At 59.5% G+C, this 14,521-nt stretch carries 13 protein-coding genes; 2 read left to right on the forward strand and 11 right to left on the reverse strand.

Translation table 11 applies throughout. From position 1 onward, the window contains the following. Positions 1 to 67: 67 nt before the first annotated feature. The 4 genes from rplI to ACNSPV_RS12385 all read right to left on the reverse strand — a co-directional run bounded on the left by rplI (position 68) and on the right by ACNSPV_RS12385 (position 6,069). Complete coding sequence (gene rplI / locus ACNSPV_RS12370; protein ID WP_249236991.1) at positions 68 to 523, reverse strand: 50S ribosomal protein L9; 456 nt, start codon at positions 521 to 523, stop codon at positions 68 to 70. A 566-nt stretch (positions 524 to 1,089) separates the two neighbouring features. Further along, positions 1,090 to 2,193, reverse strand: a complete 1,104-nt coding sequence (gene glf / locus ACNSPV_RS12375) for a UDP-galactopyranose mutase (RefSeq protein WP_348583170.1) — start codon at positions 2,191 to 2,193, stop codon at positions 1,090 to 1,092. A 23-nt stretch (positions 2,194 to 2,216) separates the two neighbouring features. Next, a complete protein-coding gene (locus ACNSPV_RS12380) occupies positions 2,217 to 4,196 on the reverse strand; it encodes a DHH family phosphoesterase (protein WP_249236993.1) in 1,980 nt (659 codons plus the stop codon). A 46-nt stretch (positions 4,197 to 4,242) separates the two neighbouring features. Further along, positions 4,243 to 6,069, reverse strand: a complete 1,827-nt coding sequence (locus tag ACNSPV_RS12385; protein ID WP_348583168.1) for a ribonuclease J — start codon at positions 6,067 to 6,069, stop codon at positions 4,243 to 4,245. A gap of 399 nt (positions 6,070 to 6,468) precedes the next feature. Here ACNSPV_RS12385 and rnhA point away from each other — a divergent pair, with 399 nt between their 5' ends. Together rnhA and ACNSPV_RS12395 are read left to right on the forward strand one after the other, a co-directional pair. Then, complete coding sequence (gene rnhA / locus ACNSPV_RS12390) at positions 6,469 to 6,933, forward strand: ribonuclease HI (protein ID WP_249236995.1); 465 nt, start codon at positions 6,469 to 6,471, stop codon at positions 6,931 to 6,933. Continuing rightward, a complete protein-coding gene (locus ACNSPV_RS12395; protein ID WP_097781947.1) occupies positions 6,930 to 7,460 on the forward strand; it encodes a hypothetical protein in 531 nt (176 codons plus the stop codon). The genes rnhA and ACNSPV_RS12395 overlap by 4 nt, the downstream gene beginning before the upstream one ends. Positions 7,461 to 7,780: 320 nt before the next feature. Here ACNSPV_RS12395 and mgsA read toward each other — a convergent pair whose 3' ends face one another. From mgsA to dut, 7 genes are all read right to left on the reverse strand, one after another. Further along, a complete protein-coding gene (gene mgsA, locus ACNSPV_RS12400) occupies positions 7,781 to 8,185 on the reverse strand; it encodes a methylglyoxal synthase (RefSeq protein ID WP_005939970.1) in 405 nt (134 codons plus the stop codon). A 193-nt stretch (positions 8,186 to 8,378) separates the two neighbouring features. After that, positions 8,379 to 10,676: a peptidoglycan D,D-transpeptidase FtsI family protein gene (locus ACNSPV_RS12405; protein ID WP_348583167.1), complete on the reverse strand. Its 2,298-nt coding sequence runs from the start codon at positions 10,674 to 10,676 to the stop codon at positions 8,379 to 8,381. Between the two features lie 19 nt (positions 10,677 to 10,695). Continuing rightward, a complete protein-coding gene (gene mreD / locus ACNSPV_RS12410; RefSeq protein WP_249236998.1) occupies positions 10,696 to 11,229 on the reverse strand; it encodes a rod shape-determining protein MreD in 534 nt (177 codons plus the stop codon). A 12-nt stretch (positions 11,230 to 11,241) separates the two neighbouring features. Beyond that, entirely contained in the window at positions 11,242 to 12,072 is an 831-nt protein-coding gene (gene mreC / locus ACNSPV_RS12415) for a rod shape-determining protein MreC (protein ID WP_348583166.1), read from the reverse strand. Positions 12,073 to 12,215: 143 nt separating this feature from the next. After that, complete coding sequence (locus ACNSPV_RS12420) at positions 12,216 to 13,238, reverse strand: rod shape-determining protein (protein WP_249237000.1); 1,023 nt, start codon at positions 13,236 to 13,238, stop codon at positions 12,216 to 12,218. A gap of 157 nt (positions 13,239 to 13,395) precedes the next feature. Further along, positions 13,396 to 13,950 carry a Maf family protein gene (locus tag ACNSPV_RS12425; RefSeq protein ID WP_249237001.1) on the reverse strand — a complete coding sequence of 185 codons (555 nt, stop codon included), beginning with the start codon at positions 13,948 to 13,950 and terminating at the stop codon, positions 13,396 to 13,398. 34 nt (positions 13,951 to 13,984) lie between these two features. Further along, positions 13,985 to 14,431 carry a dUTP diphosphatase gene (dut, locus tag ACNSPV_RS12430; RefSeq protein ID WP_249237002.1) on the reverse strand — a complete coding sequence of 149 codons (447 nt, stop codon included), beginning with the start codon at positions 14,429 to 14,431 and terminating at the stop codon, positions 13,985 to 13,987. Between the last annotated feature and the right edge of the window lie 90 nt (positions 14,432 to 14,521).

Raw genomic sequence — 14,521 nt, forward strand, 5'->3', positions numbered from 1 at the left:
CTTTTGCGTTTTTGCTGAAAAGCCAAAAAGCGCCCCCTGCTGTGAGGGGGCGCAGATGGCAGAAAAATCAGGCCTGTTCCACTTCCACCTGGATCTTGAAGGAAGCAACCACACCAACGTGCAGGCGGACCTTGCCGTTGAACACACCGGCGTCCTTGATGTCCTTGGTTTCCAGCTCGATCTTCTTTTTATCGATGGGAGCGCCTGCCAGCACAGCCAGAGCATCGGCAACCTCCTTGCCGGTGACTTTGCCGTGCAGACGGCCGGATGCACCGCCCTTGGCCTTGATGGTCACGGTCTTGCCCTCGATCTTTGCAGCCAGAGCCTTGGCAGCGGCCACGGTCTCAGCCTCATGGAAGTCGGCTGCAGCTTCCTTGCTGCGGGCAACGTTCACAGCGCTGGCATCTGCCACAGCGGCCAGCTTGCGCGGGAACAGATAGTTGCGGGCGTAGCCGTCGGAGACCTCATGGATCTCATCCTTCTTGCCAATGCCCTTGATATCCTGCTTGAGAATCACTTTCATGATAGTATCCCTCACTTCTCACCGGAAAACCGGTGCAGTTGTTGTGTTTATAGTATAGCGCATTTGCCGCTTTTGAGCAAGAGGAAGCGCCTGACCATTTAAAATGGCCGCCGCTCCGCTCTGGCCATATTCAGCGGGAATTTTATTTTTAATTTGTAAATCAGAAAAATCTGCGGATTTTTCTGATTTACTTTTTCACGGGAGGGGTCGTAACGGCAAACGGCATATGCTGCTGTCGGCCTGCGGCCGAAACAGGGAGGAGCTGTTGGGGCAGCGGCCTGCAGGATGCGAGTGCCGCGCAAGGCACGAAGCAGACGCAGGGAGCCGTAACCCGCCGCCTCCCGCGCCTCGAAAGTAGCGGAGACCTTGCCGCGCTGAACATGCGGCATTTGCTGCGCAAATCGGTCTGCGGCTTAAAAGCCCCACTGGGGCTTTCATGCCCTGCGGGCACCGCCGTCCTTTCTGGTTCTCTTTTGGCACACAAAAGAGAACATACCCGGCGGCGATGCTTCTTGCAAAAAGGCAAAAAGCCTGCCCCACACGACCACATTCTGCCCGGGAAGCGGTTACGCCAGTTCCTTTGCAGCCACGTCCAGAGCCACCTCAATGACCTTGTCCATGTCGTAATACTTGTACTCACCCAGACGGCCGCCGAAGATGACGCCCGGCTCCGCATCGGCCAGCTTCTTATACTCGGCATACAGGGCACCGTTCTTCTCGTCATTGACGGGATAGTACGGCTCGTCGCCCTTTTTCCATTCGGCGCTGTACTCGCGGCTGATGACCGTTTTGGGCTGGGTGCCGAACTCAAAGTGCTTATGCTCGATGATGCGGGTGTAGGGGGTCTCGGCGTCGGTGTAGTTGACCACCGCGTTGCCCTGATAGTTGTCGGTATCCAGCACCTCGGTCTCAAACCGCACGCTGCGGTACTGCAGTGCGCCCAGACGATAGCCGAAGTATGCGTCCACCGGGCCGGTGTAGACCACCTTCTCTGCCAGTGCGTTCAGTGCGTCACGGTCAGCCAGATAATCCACGCCCAGACGCACCTCGGTGCCGTCCAGCATTTTTTCCACCATGGCAGTGTAGCCGCCATTGGGGATGCCCTGATACAGTGCGTTGAAGTAGTTGTCGTCGTAGGTGAAGCGCACCGGCAGGCGCTTGATGATAAAGGTCGGCAGCTCCGTGCAGGGACGGCCCCACTGCTTGCCGGTGTAGCCCTTGATGAGCTTTTCGTAGATATCGGTTCCCACAAGGCTGATGGCCTGCTCTTCCAGATTCTGCGGGTCGGTGATGCCGGCAGCAGCCTTCTGCTCCTCGATCTTGGCCTTGGCCTCGGCGGGGGTAACAACGCCCCACATCTTATTGAAGGTGTTCATGTTGAAGGGCAGGTTGTAGATCTCGCCGTGATAGTTCGCCACCGGGCTGTTGGTGTAGCGGTTGAACTCCGCAAACTGGTTCACATACTGCCACACGGCCTTGTTATTGGTGTGGAAAATGTGCGCACCATAGCGGTGGACGTTGATGCCCTCCACCTGCTCGGTGTAGATGTTGCCTGCAATGTGGCCGCGCTTGTCAATGACGAGGCACTTTTTACCTGCTTTTTTTGCTTCCTGTGCGAACACGGCACCATAAAGGCCGGCGCCGACAATCAGGTAATCGTATTGTTTCATAGGTGTGGACCTCACTCTTCTGGTTATTTTCCCTCAGCACCGCCCTTTTTCTGCGATGCGTAGTATTTGTCGATGGCGCCCTCGATGCGGGAACGGGCTGCCTCCGGCGTGATGTGCTTGAGCTGTGCCGCGGCCATGGTCTGGTGTCCGCCGCCGCCCAGACTCTCCATGATGACCTGCACGTTCACAGCGCCCAGACTGCGGGCCGAGACGTTCACGCCTGTGCCCACCTGCACCGCCACAAAGCTGGCATCCACGCCCTGAATGGTCAGCAGGTCGTTTGCCGCCTGTGCAATGGCCACACGAGCCTCCGCGGCCACCTCACCGCCGATGGAAATGGCGCAGTTCCGGTACATTTTTGCTTTTTCCACAAGCCCCGCCTTGGCGTTGTACTCCACCATCGTCACGTCGAACAGCTGGCGCACCCGCTCGGTCTCCGCACCGTAGCGGCGCAGAGCAGCGGCGGCTTCAAAGGTACGCACACCGGTGTGCAGGGTAAAATCGCGGGTATCCAGCATGATACCGGAGAGCAGGCCCTCGGCTTCCACCCGGTTGGGTTTGTCGTCGCGCTCGCCCACGTACTGCAAAAGCTCAGTGACCAGCTCGCTGGCCGAGGAGGAATAGGGCTCATGGCAGACAAGGTCCGGATTCTGGATGTAGCCCACGCCCTTGCGGTGGTGGTCGATGACGGCCACCCTGCCGCATTTTTCCAGGATCTCCTTGCTCTCCACAAGACCTGCCTGATATGTATCCACCACGATACACAGGGTGCGTTTGGAAATAATGGGCAGGGCATCCTTCGGGTCGATGAAATCATCCCGCTGGCCCGCTTTGCACAGGGCATCGATCAGGCTGCCCGCCAGCGTGGCGTCCCGCCGCACTGCGATCACCGCCGGGACGTCGCAGATCTTACAGATGCGCAGCACACCCTCGGCAGAGCCAATGGCGTCCAGATCGCTCATACGGTGGCCCATGATGACCACATGGTCGGCTTCCTTGATCAGCTTCACCAACTGATCGGCCACGATGCGGCTGCGCACCTTGCTGCGCTTTTCCACGCCATGGCTCACGCCGCCGTAAAAGGTAAAGCCGTCCGGCGTCATTTCAGCCGCCTGATCGCCGCCGCGGCCCTGCGCCATATCCAGTGCCTGCACGGCCATATCCTGCGCTTCCCGCAGGGTCTTGGCACCGCGGCCAATGCCGATGGACAGCGAAAGATTCACGCTGGGGTCCAGCGCACGGATCTTGTCCAGCACATCGTAGCCCCGGTTGGCGAACTGCTCCATCTGGCGCTCTTCCACCACGGCGATGTAGCGGCCGCTGGCCACACGGCGTAAAAAGCCGCTGCCCCGGCCGATCATATCCTCCAGCGTGCGGTTGATGCCTTCCAGCAGGCGGGCGCGCTCGCTGTCCAGCATGTCACCGAACACATCGTCGTAGCCGTCCACCAGAAACACCAGATATCCCGGACGGCTGGCCTTGTATTCCGCCTCCACCTTGCGCAGGGCGGTCTCCTCGTTCAGCACCAGCAGGGTCATGCTCTCGGCATTGCCGGGCACTGTGGAACTGTGCACGCTCCACATGCCGTCTGCGAGGGTCAGCAGCTGGCCCTCCTGCTTGCGGCACTGCTGCAGGTCAAGGCCGGGCATCACCTTCTGCACACGGCTCACCAGCACATCCTGCCCGTTCAACAGGCGGGCACGGAACTGTGCATTGTACCACAGCACCGTCTCACCGGAAAGCAGCGCGGCCGGCTGCGAGAGCGGCTCCAGACTGAACTGCAGTTTGGAGCTTTCAAAGCTGCCGCCGCACATCCACCGGGCCACCCACTTGCGCAGCTGGCAGCGGAACAGCACCACCACAACGCCCCACAGCACCACCAGTGCCAGCAGCGCCGGCCATGCCGTGGGCCGCTGGACCAGCAGCACCAGCACCAGCAGGCCGCACAGCACGGCCAGACTGGCGGTGAGCATCTCCAATGTCCATCTTGGTTTTTGTTTCATCAAATCTCCTGCCTTCCGCCGCATTGTTTGCGGCAGCGTGCCCGGATCAGACCTCCATCAGGATGGGGAGGATCATCGGGCTGCGCTTGGTGCGCCGATAGATATAGCTGCTCAGTGCCTCGCGCACACGGGTCTTGACGCTGTTCCAGTCGCGCACATGCTCGTCCACGCAGCGGTCCAGCGCATTTTCCACGATGCTCTGTGCACCGTCCATCAGGCTCTCGTTCTCGCGCACATACACAAAGCCGCGGCTCACAAGGTCGGGGCCGGCCAGCACTTTGCCGGTCTTGCTGTCCACGGTGGCCACGATGATCACCAGACCGTCCTCGGACAGGTGCTTGCGGTCGCGCAGGACTACATTTCCCACATCGCCCACGCCCAGACCGTCCACCATGACGGCACCGGCCGTCACCGGCTCGCCCAGCTTCATCTCATCCTGACTGAGGATGACATTGGAGCCATTCTCCGCAATGAGGATGTTGCTGGTGGGGATGCCGAGGCTTGCAGCGGTGAGGGCATGCTTTTTGAGCTGCTTGTACTCGCCGTGCACCGGCAGGAAATACTTGGGCTTCGTCAGGGTGAGCATGAGCTTCTGCTCTTCCTGACAGGCGTGGCCGGAAACGTGCACATCGTACATGCTCTCGTAGATGACCTCTGCACCCAGCAGCAGCAGACCGTTGACGATCTTGGTCACGCTCTTCTCGTTGCCGGGGATGGGATTTGCCGAAATGATAATGAAATCACCGGGGCCCACCCGCACCTGACGGTGGCTGCAGGACGCCATGCGGGAAAGGGCGCTCAGGGGTTCGCCCTGACTGCCGGTGGTAATGAGCACTACCTGCTCCGGGGGATACTGGTTCAGCTCATCCACGCTGATGAGGGTGCCCTCCGGGATGTGCATATAGCCCAGTTCCTGCGCCATGGCGGTGTTGTTCACCATGCTGCGGCCGCTGAAGGCCACCTTGCGGCCATCCTCCACAGCCAGATCGATGATCTGCTGCACGCGGTAGATGTTGGAAGCAAAGGTGGCAATGATGATCCGCTTGTTGCGGGCACGGGCGAACAGATTGCGCACGCCTGCAGCCACCTTCTGCTCGGTGGCGGTAAAGCCCGGGCGTTCGGAGTTGGTGGAATCGCTCAGCAGGGCCAGCACGCCGCGCTGACCGTACTCGGCCAGTGTGGACAGGTCGGTGACACCGCAGGCCAGCGGGGTATAATCGATCTTGAAGTCGCCGGTCTGGATGATGGTGCCCGCCGGGCTGTCGATGGCAAAGGCCACCGCGTCCGGGATGGAGTGGTTCACATGGATGGGCTCAATGGTAAAGCAGCCCAGCCTGATCTTCTGTCTGGGGGTGATCTCCATGAACTTGGTCTTGCCTGCCAGACCGAACTCTTCCAGCTTGTTGCGGATCAGGCCGCAGGTCAGGCGGGTGCCATAGATGGGCAGATCAAATTTCTGCAGCAGATACGGGATGCTGCCGATGTGGTCCTCGTGGCCGTGGGTGATGAGCAGGCCCTTGATCTTATCCTTGTTCTGCACCACAAAGGTGAAGTCCGGGATGACCATATCCACGCCGTACATGTCGCTGTCCGGGAACACCAGACCGCAGTCCACGATGATCATGTCGCCGTTGCACTCGTAGACGGTCATATTCTTGCCCACTTCACCCAGACCGCCCAGCGGATAGATGTGGATGGGCACCGCAGCCTCTCTGGGCTGCTGCGGGCGGCGGGGCCGGCGGTTATAATATGGACGGCGGGTGGTACGGGGGCGCTTTTCGCCCGTCTGCGCGGCAGGTGCGCCCGCATTCTGATTTGCTGCTGCGGCCTTGCCGCGTGCGGAAACATTGGTATTTTCTTTCGACTGTGCCATTCTGACCTCCAAAATAATTACAGCGCAGGCCGTCCCCGTTTGTGGGAACAGCCGCGCTGTGCATGGGAAGCACCTTGAAAAATCGCATCGGCTTCCGTTGGATGCACCGTATAGAATTTATTTCTCAGCGTGTTTTTTGCAAACCGCTGCCTGTTCCATAAGAGGTTTTGTGCCAGATAAGTCCATCTGCTCGATGCGACCGTGGCTTTTCTGTTGGAACGCCCGGGCACACGCCTGCGGTGCGCCCCTATACGCATTTTGTTAGGATAAGTATAGTATTTCCCGGCGTTTTTGTCAATTCCAAGGTTTGGCAGCTCCAGCACGGAATATACATTCGCACTTGACAGAAGCCCAAAAATAGCGCTAAATAGAAGCAACTCATTTTATAAGGAGAACCGCATGAAGCAGGTCGAAGTGTACACCGACGGCGCATGCAGCGGCAATCCCGGCCCGGGCGGCTGGGGTGCCGTGCTGCGCTACCGTTTTAACGGCAAAGTCTATGAAAAGGAGCTCAGCGGCGGTGATGACAGCACCACCAACAACCGCATGGAGCTGACAGCCTTTATCGAGGCGCTGCGTCAGCTCAAGGAGCCGTGCGAGGTGCGGCTGTGCTCCGACAGCCAGTATGTCATCAACGGGCTGCAGAAGGGCTGGGCCAGAGGATGGCAGCGCAGGGGCTGGAAAAAAGCGGATGGCTCCCCTGCCCTGAACCCGGACCTCTGGGCACAAGCACTGGAGCAGGAAGCCCGGCACAAGATCACCTACGTCTGGGTCAAGGGCCACGCAGGCCACCCGGAAAACGAACGCTGCGACCAGCTGGCCGTGGCACAGAGCAAAGCACATGGCGGGAGGCAGGGAACATGAGCGACACATTTTTGCCCGGCAGCGGGTTTGACACCTACGAGAGTCAGGATAAGGTTCTGGTGCAGATGGACGGCAGCAGAGAATGCGCCGTAGCTGTGCGCATTTTACAGCAGCAGGGCTTTGCCGTGGCGGGCGCTGCCGTGCGGCTGGCAGCAGAACAGACCGCCGATGCGGAAAGCGCCAAAAAGGCAGCAGAGGCCCTTGGCATCGAGTGCATCGTGCTGAACGCCGAAGCACTGGCCGGGCAGGACGCAGACGTTCTGGGCGAAGGCGGCACGCCGCTGTTTGCCGCCCTGCTGACGGCTGCAGACAAGCTTGGGATGCAATATGTGGCAACCGCTCACCGTGCCCGGGTGGAGACCGGTGCAGACGGCGTGCACACCGTCTGCCCGCCCGCAGGCACCGGCAGCGATGACAGCACGATTCTTGCAGCTCTGCCGCAGGAGACACTGGCACGGCTGATCTTGCCGCTGGGTGATTTTGCCCCGGAAGATGTAGCCGAAATGGCCGAGGATTTTAAAGTTTAACAAATACAATTTTGAATGGCCTCCGTTGCACTCTGGCCATATTCAGCGGAAACATTATTTTTATATTAGAATTCCGGAAAATCTGCGGATTTTCCGGAATTCTTTTTTCACAGGAAAGGCCGCTGCGGCACACGGCATCTGCTGTTTTTGCTTCCTGCGGAAACAGCCGCACGGCGGCAGAAATGTATTCTGCGGTTCGGACTCCATTCCCGTGAAAATGAAAATCGGGAACATCCGCAGATGTTCCCGATTTTCGCATTATCAATATAATTTCCGCTGAATATGGCGCAGCGCACGCAGAGCCATTCCAAATCGTTTTGTCAGTTCTGGGGATGCACGATATCGCGCCAGTCCAGATCGCCGCGCTCCAAGCCGTGGATCAGCACCTCGGCGGTGGCAATGTTGGTGGCCATGGGGATATTGTGCACATCGCACAGGCGCAGCAGCGTCATTTCGTTGGGCTCGCTGGGCTTAGCGTTGATGGGGTCGCGGAAGAACAGCAGCAGGTCGATCTCATTGCAGGCGATGCGGGATGCGATCTGCTGGTCGCCGCCCTGCACACCGGCCAGAAAGCGCTGCACCTGTAAACCGGTAGCCTCAGCGATCAACTTACCGGTCGTACCGGTGGCCACCAGTTTATGCTGGCTCAGGATACGGCAGTAAGCCGTACAAAACTGAACCATCAGCTCCTTTTTGGAGTCATGTGCAATGAGTGCGATCGTCATCCGTTACCCTCTCCTCTTTCTTCACGATGCGGACCCACTTGTAAAAAGTCCTTTGGTTGAAATGATATCACAAAATCCAATCTTTTACAACCGGTTTTTATACAAAACATTCAATTTTGTTTTCTTTTCAGGGGTGTTCCCATTCAAACCACCGCTGCAGCGCCCTTTCCCGCGTCGGTTTTGTCTCCCGTTTTCAGTTCTCCGGCGCAATGGCATCGGGGTTTTGTTCGGCCTGCGCTGCGTCCGGCCCATCCTGTACAGCAGGCTGCGCTGTGTCTGCGGCAGGCCCTTCCGGTGCAGCGTCCTGCGCTGCGGGAGCCGTCTGCCCGGCCTGCGGTGCAGCGGTGTCGGCGGTCTGCCCGGCTGCCGTTTGTCCTGCGGCATCGGTCTGGGACGCGTCCTGTTTTTCCTGCTCGGCCTCTTTTTCTTCCTCTGCCTGCTGGGCAAGAGAGCCGTCCTTCAGGGCAAAGTAGGCATTGGCGATATCCACCACCAGATCACCGGTACGGGCACCGTAGCCGCCGTACTCAATGGTGATGCCAATGGCGATCTGCGGATCGTCCGCCGGCAGGTAAGCCACCATCATAGCGTTCAGATAGTGCTTGCCTGAGGCATAGGTCTCGCTGCGCTGGGGCGTACCGGTCTTGCAGGCGATGGGCACCGGATAGCTTGAAATTTTGCCGCTGATGGTGCTGGGCACCTGCTTCATGCCCTGACGCACCAGTTCAAAGGTGTTGCCGGTGCCCTCGATGACATCCATGACCTCGGGCTTGGTCTCGCTGAGCACCTCGCCGGTGTTGGTATCCAGAATGGCCTTGACGAAATGCGTGCGGTAGCGGGTGCCGTTGTTGGCCAGCGTTGCCGCATAGGTGGCCAGCTGGATGGGGGTGACCACCGTGTTGCCCTGACCGATGGCGGCCTGAACGTCCAGCGATGCGGTATAGTTGGAGTCGTTCTTGGTGGTCAGCCGTCCCAGCGCCTCACCCACCTCCACGCCGGTGCGCTGGCCCAGACCCAGCTTATAGGCATAGGCATCATAGACGTCACTGGTCAGGCGGCGGCCCACATCATAGAAGAAGACGTTGCAGCTCCACTTGATGGCTGTGATCACATCGATGTTGCCGCTGTGGCCGTGGCGGGTACAGCGGGGATGATAGTCCTTAAAGTAGTTGTACACGCCGTTGCAGTATACGGTAGAATACTGATTGATGAGGCCGCTGTCCAGCGCAGCCACCGCCACGGCGGGCTTGAAGGTGGAGCCCGGCGTATACAGGCCCTGCAATGCGCGGTTGAACAGCGGCAGGCTCGGGTCAGAGCTGTACTCACTGTAGTTGGACGCATACAGGTTCTGGTCATAGCTGGGGTAATTGGACGCTGCCATCACGCTGCCGTCCTTCACATCCAGCACCACCACCGCACCGGCGGCAGCTTTCATGGTGCCGGTGTTGTACACGCGGTTGATCATGTCGATGTTCTCTGCCAGTGCCTTGTCCACGGCGCGCTGGAAGTTGCTGTCGATGGTCAGCTGCACCGTGTGGCCCGGCTCCGGCACTGTGGTCAGGCGGGTATCCACGATCACACCGTCCGAGTTGCGGGTGATCGTCTCCACGCCATCCTTGCCGCGCAGCTCATCCTCATAAACGGATTCCAGGCCGGAAATGCCCAGAACATCATTCATATTATAGCCTTTTTCCCGCAGCGGATAGGTCACCTGACCATTTGAATCGGTCACCTTCCACTTTTCGGCCGTGATCTTGCCCACACGGCCCAGCACGGCCGGGATGATATCGCTCTGATCGTAGCTGCGGGCACTGGTCTCCACGATCTCCACGCCGGGCAGCTGCAGGCTGTGCTCCTTGATGGTGGCCACCGTTGCCGCGCTGACGTTTTCTGCCATGACAAAGTTGTTCACATTGGAAAAGGCCTGCCGGTCCATCTCGTAGTGGATGCCGGCCAGCACCCGCTGCCATTCCAGCGAGAAGCCCTGCAGCTCGTTCTTTTCCACCAGCATTTCCATCACATCGTTGGCGGTGGCATACTGCTGCAGGCCAAGGGTCTCCTTCATATCTGCCAGCTGCTTCTGATCGCTGGCAGAAGAATCATCGTCTGTAAAGGCATAGCGGCCTGCTGCGTCCGGCTGGCCGATGAGCAGGGTATCATTCCAGCTCTCGCCGTTTTCTCGCAGCAGCTCCACGATCTGCTGCAGCATGGCGTCCAGATCGCGGTCCCCCATCAGCAGCTTGTTGAGCACCACATTATAGCTGGTGGCCGTGGTGGCAATGCGCCGCCCGGCGCTGTCCACGATGTCGCCGCGGGCCGCAGTGACCGTGAAATTATAGTCGGTGGTGTTGGTCGCCTTGGCTTTGAAATCGTCGCCGTTGACCAGCTGCAAAAAGATCAGCCGCATCGCATACAGACCCATGATAACACAGGCCACTGCGATGAGCAGGAGCATCCGGTGCAAGACGGTTTTTCGTTCGTTTTGGTTCATCCGCGTTTCCTCCGGCGGTTCAGATCACGCCGTTGTCGATTTTGAACTCGTTATAAATGCGCCGCACCAGACTGAACAGCACCAGCGACGGCACCAGGGTCATCACTGCCGAGGGCAGCACAAAGGTGAGCCAGCGGCTCAGCGCCCAGCTGTAACCCGGCATATAGTAAAAAAACAGCCAGTCCAGCGAGAGCACCACAAGGGCCGTGCCGGTGCCGATGAGCGCAAAGTTCCATGTGCTGCCCTGCAGATACACCTGCACCAGCACCGAAAGCGCAAAGCAGAGCAAAAGCAGTTCCAGCGCCAGCATTCCCACCGTGCGCCCGGCGGTGTAATCCCACAAAAGGCCGCCTACCGCGCCGAACAGCGCCCCGGCAAACTCGCCCTCGTACACCGCCACCGCAAGACAGAGCGGCAGGATAAAAAGCGGTTTTGCCTGCCCCAGCCGGAACAGGCCGGGCGTGGTCTGCAATGCCGCGCACACAAACAGCGCTGCCGCGTAGCAGGCCCATTTCAACGCCTGACTGCGGCTGCGCATACGGCGTGATTCCATACCGGTGCCTCCTTAATAATCGGTGATGACAAAAACGTGCTTGACGGTGCGCGGGTCTGCGCCCGGGCGGATGACCGCCACCGAGGATTTGCCGCTGACTTCCGGCTCCACCTTCTGCACCACGCCCACCAGCACATCCGGCGGGAACACGCCGCCAAGGCCGGTGGTTATGACCTGATCGCCCATCTGAGTCTCGGCGGCGCGCTCCAGATTGGTGAGCACGCACAAACCGTCACCGGCGTAGTCGGTGCTGCCGGTGAGGATGCCGTTTTCCCGCGTGCGGGACACAACGCCCGCTGCGTTGAAGCTGGGATGCAGGACGGTCATCACCTTGCAGCTGGTGGTATCTGCCTCCACCACGACGCCCACAAGGTAGCCCTTATCGCTGATCACGGCATCGCTCACGGCCACACCGTTCACGGTGCCGCAGTCCAGCGTAAAGCCGCCAAACTCATCCAGTGGGTCGCGGCCGATCACAAAGCCGGAAACATAACTGGCCCCGCTGTTGGTATCCTGAATGCGGGTCAGCGCCTTGTAGGCTTCGTTCTCTGCCTTGATGCGGTCGTAGTCCACCATCTGCTGGCGCAATTCGGCGTTCTCGGCTTCCAGCTGTTCGTTCTGGGCCATCACATCATCGATGCTGGTGTATTTTTCCCACACCGAACCGATGCCGCCGCTCAGGGCGGAAGTCACCTTCTGAAACGGCGTAAGCACCACGCTCAGCAGCTCCTGCGGGGCGGCAGTCAGCCGGCCATTGGCGCCGGCATAGGCCATGATCCCCACCAGAAACACCGCCACCGCCACCAGTATCTTAAATTTCCATGTGTCAAAAAAATCCTTCAAGGGGGTGTCCTCCTGTTCGGGCTCCTGCCATAAGAAAAGCGCGGACAGCTCTGCCATCCGCGCAAGGAACATTGTTTGCCGCGGAAATCAGCGCAGGCGCTGCGCAAAAGAGCTTTTTCCGCAAGTACGGGCTGCGGCCCGTGTTACATGTGTCCGCCGTCGGTGTCCAGCACATCATGCAGGACGTCCACGTGATCCAGGACCGCACCGGCACCCTTGGCCACGCAGTCCAGCGGATCTTCCGCAATGTGCACGTCGATGCCGGTCTCGCTCTGGATCAGCTGATCCAGACCCCGAAGCAGTGCGCCGCCGCCGGTCAGGGTGATGCCGCGGTCGATGATATCCGCGCTCAGCTCCGGCGGGGTGCGCTCCAGCGTTTCCTTGATGGCGCTGGTGATCTTGACCAGACACTCCAGCAGTGCCTCGCGCACATCCTCCGAGTGGACCACGATGTTTTTGGGCAGGCCGTCCACCAGATTGCGGCCCTTGATCTCCATTGTCATTTCAGGGTCCAGCACATAGGCAGAGCCGATCTCGATCTTGATCTGCTCTGCGGTGCGCTCACCAATGAGCAGGTTGTATTTGCGCTTGATGAAGGCAATGATGGCCTGATCGAACATATCACCGGCCATGCGCACGCTGCGGGAGGCCACAATGCCGCCCAGAGAAATGACAGCGATCTCAGCCGTACCGCCGCCGATGTCCACGATCATGCTGCCGGTAGGCTCGCTGATAGGCAGGCCCGCACCGATGGCAGCAGCCATGGGCTCTTCAATGACGGACACCTGACGGGCACCGGCCTTGAGGGTCGCTTCGCGCACCGCGCGGCGCTCCACCTCGGTGACGCCCGACGGGATGCAGATGACCACGCGGGGGCGGGAGAACATGCTGTTGCCGCATGCCTTCTTGAGGAAGTTCTCCAGCATATTGGCCGTGATGTCAAAATCGGCAATGACGCCGTCCTTCAGGGGGCGGACCGCCACGATGCTGCCGGGGGTGCGGCCAATGACTGCCTTTGCCTCGGCACCCACGCAGCGCACCTCATCGGTCTTGGTGTCCACGGCCACCACCGAAGGCTCACGCATGATGATGCCCTTGCCCTTCATATATACCAGAGTATTTGCGGTACCCAGATCGATACCCACATCTTTTGAAAACAGGCCCATTGTAATTTCTCTCCTTATTGCTTCCCATTGAAATCTATCCAGAGCGTCCGGCGGACTTTTTATGCCGCTCTGCGCAGAATAACACGGTTCTATTATAGCCGCAAGCCAATGATTTCTCAAGCGTTTGCGCAAGTTTTCTTCGTTTTTTCCAGTTTTCTCACATAAAATGTGCCAGCAGCTGTACGGTGCGGCTCACCGGCAGGCCCATGATCGTGTAGTAGTCGCCCTCGATGCGGTCCAGCCAGAGGGCCGCACGGCCCTGAATGGCGTAGGCACCGGCCTTGTCGTAGGGTTCAGCGGTGGAAGCGTAAAAGTCGATCTCCTCCCCGCTCAGCGGAAAAAAGGTAACGCGGCAGCTGTCCACAAAGCTTTCGGTGCGGGTCCCGTCCGAAATGCACACACCGGTATGCACCTCGTGGGCAGCACCGGAAAGGGCCCGCAGCATCCGCTTTGCGTCCTCTGTGCTGTGGGGCTTGCCGAATACTTCACCGTTCACATCCACCACGGTGTCGCAGCCGATGACCACCGCACCCGGGTGCTGGGCCGAAACAGCAAGGCATTTGCCCCGGGCCAGCTGCTCCACCAGCTGAGCAGGGGTGTCGGCCTGCACTGTACTCTCGTCAAAATCGCTGACACAGACGGTGAAATCGGTGGTGTACAGGGAAAGCAGCTCCCGCCTGCGCGGGCTGCCGGAAGCTAAAATCAAATTCATAGGATTCATCTTTCTTTTCAACATCCTTGCCCGCTTATTTACCCGTCGAGCCAAAGCCGCCCTCGCCGCGCTGGGTATCGCCCAGTTCTTCGGCGGGCACAAAGGCGGCGGTGTATACCGGTGCAATGCACAGCTGCGCCACACGCTCACCGGGCTGGATGGTGTAAGCCTCCCTGCCCAGATTGACCATGGGCACCTTCAGTTCGCCGCGGTAGTCGCTGTCCACCACGCCCACGCCATTGGCCATGCACAGGCCGTGCTTGATGGAAAGGCCGCTGCGGGCATACACCAGTGCCACGCTGTGGGCACCCGGCAGCTCGATGGCAAGGCCGGTGGGCACCAGTGCCCGCTCCATAGGGGCAAGGGTGAGCGGCTCGTCCAGCACGGCGCACAGGTCGGCGGCGGCAGAGCCGGGGGTGGCATAGGCGGGCACCTTTGCCCGGGCATCCAGTACCTTATATTTTACAGTGATGGGTTCCATAGTATACCTCGTTTTGATTTTATAGCAACTCCTTCAGTCTCGCATACGCTCGACAGCTCCCTCAGGGAGGGAGCCATTGGCAAAAAGGAA

The organism is Faecalibacterium sp. 3, assembly GCF_048323735.1.
Taxonomy (GTDB): Bacteria; Bacillota; Clostridia; order Oscillospirales; family Ruminococcaceae; genus Faecalibacterium; species Faecalibacterium wellingii.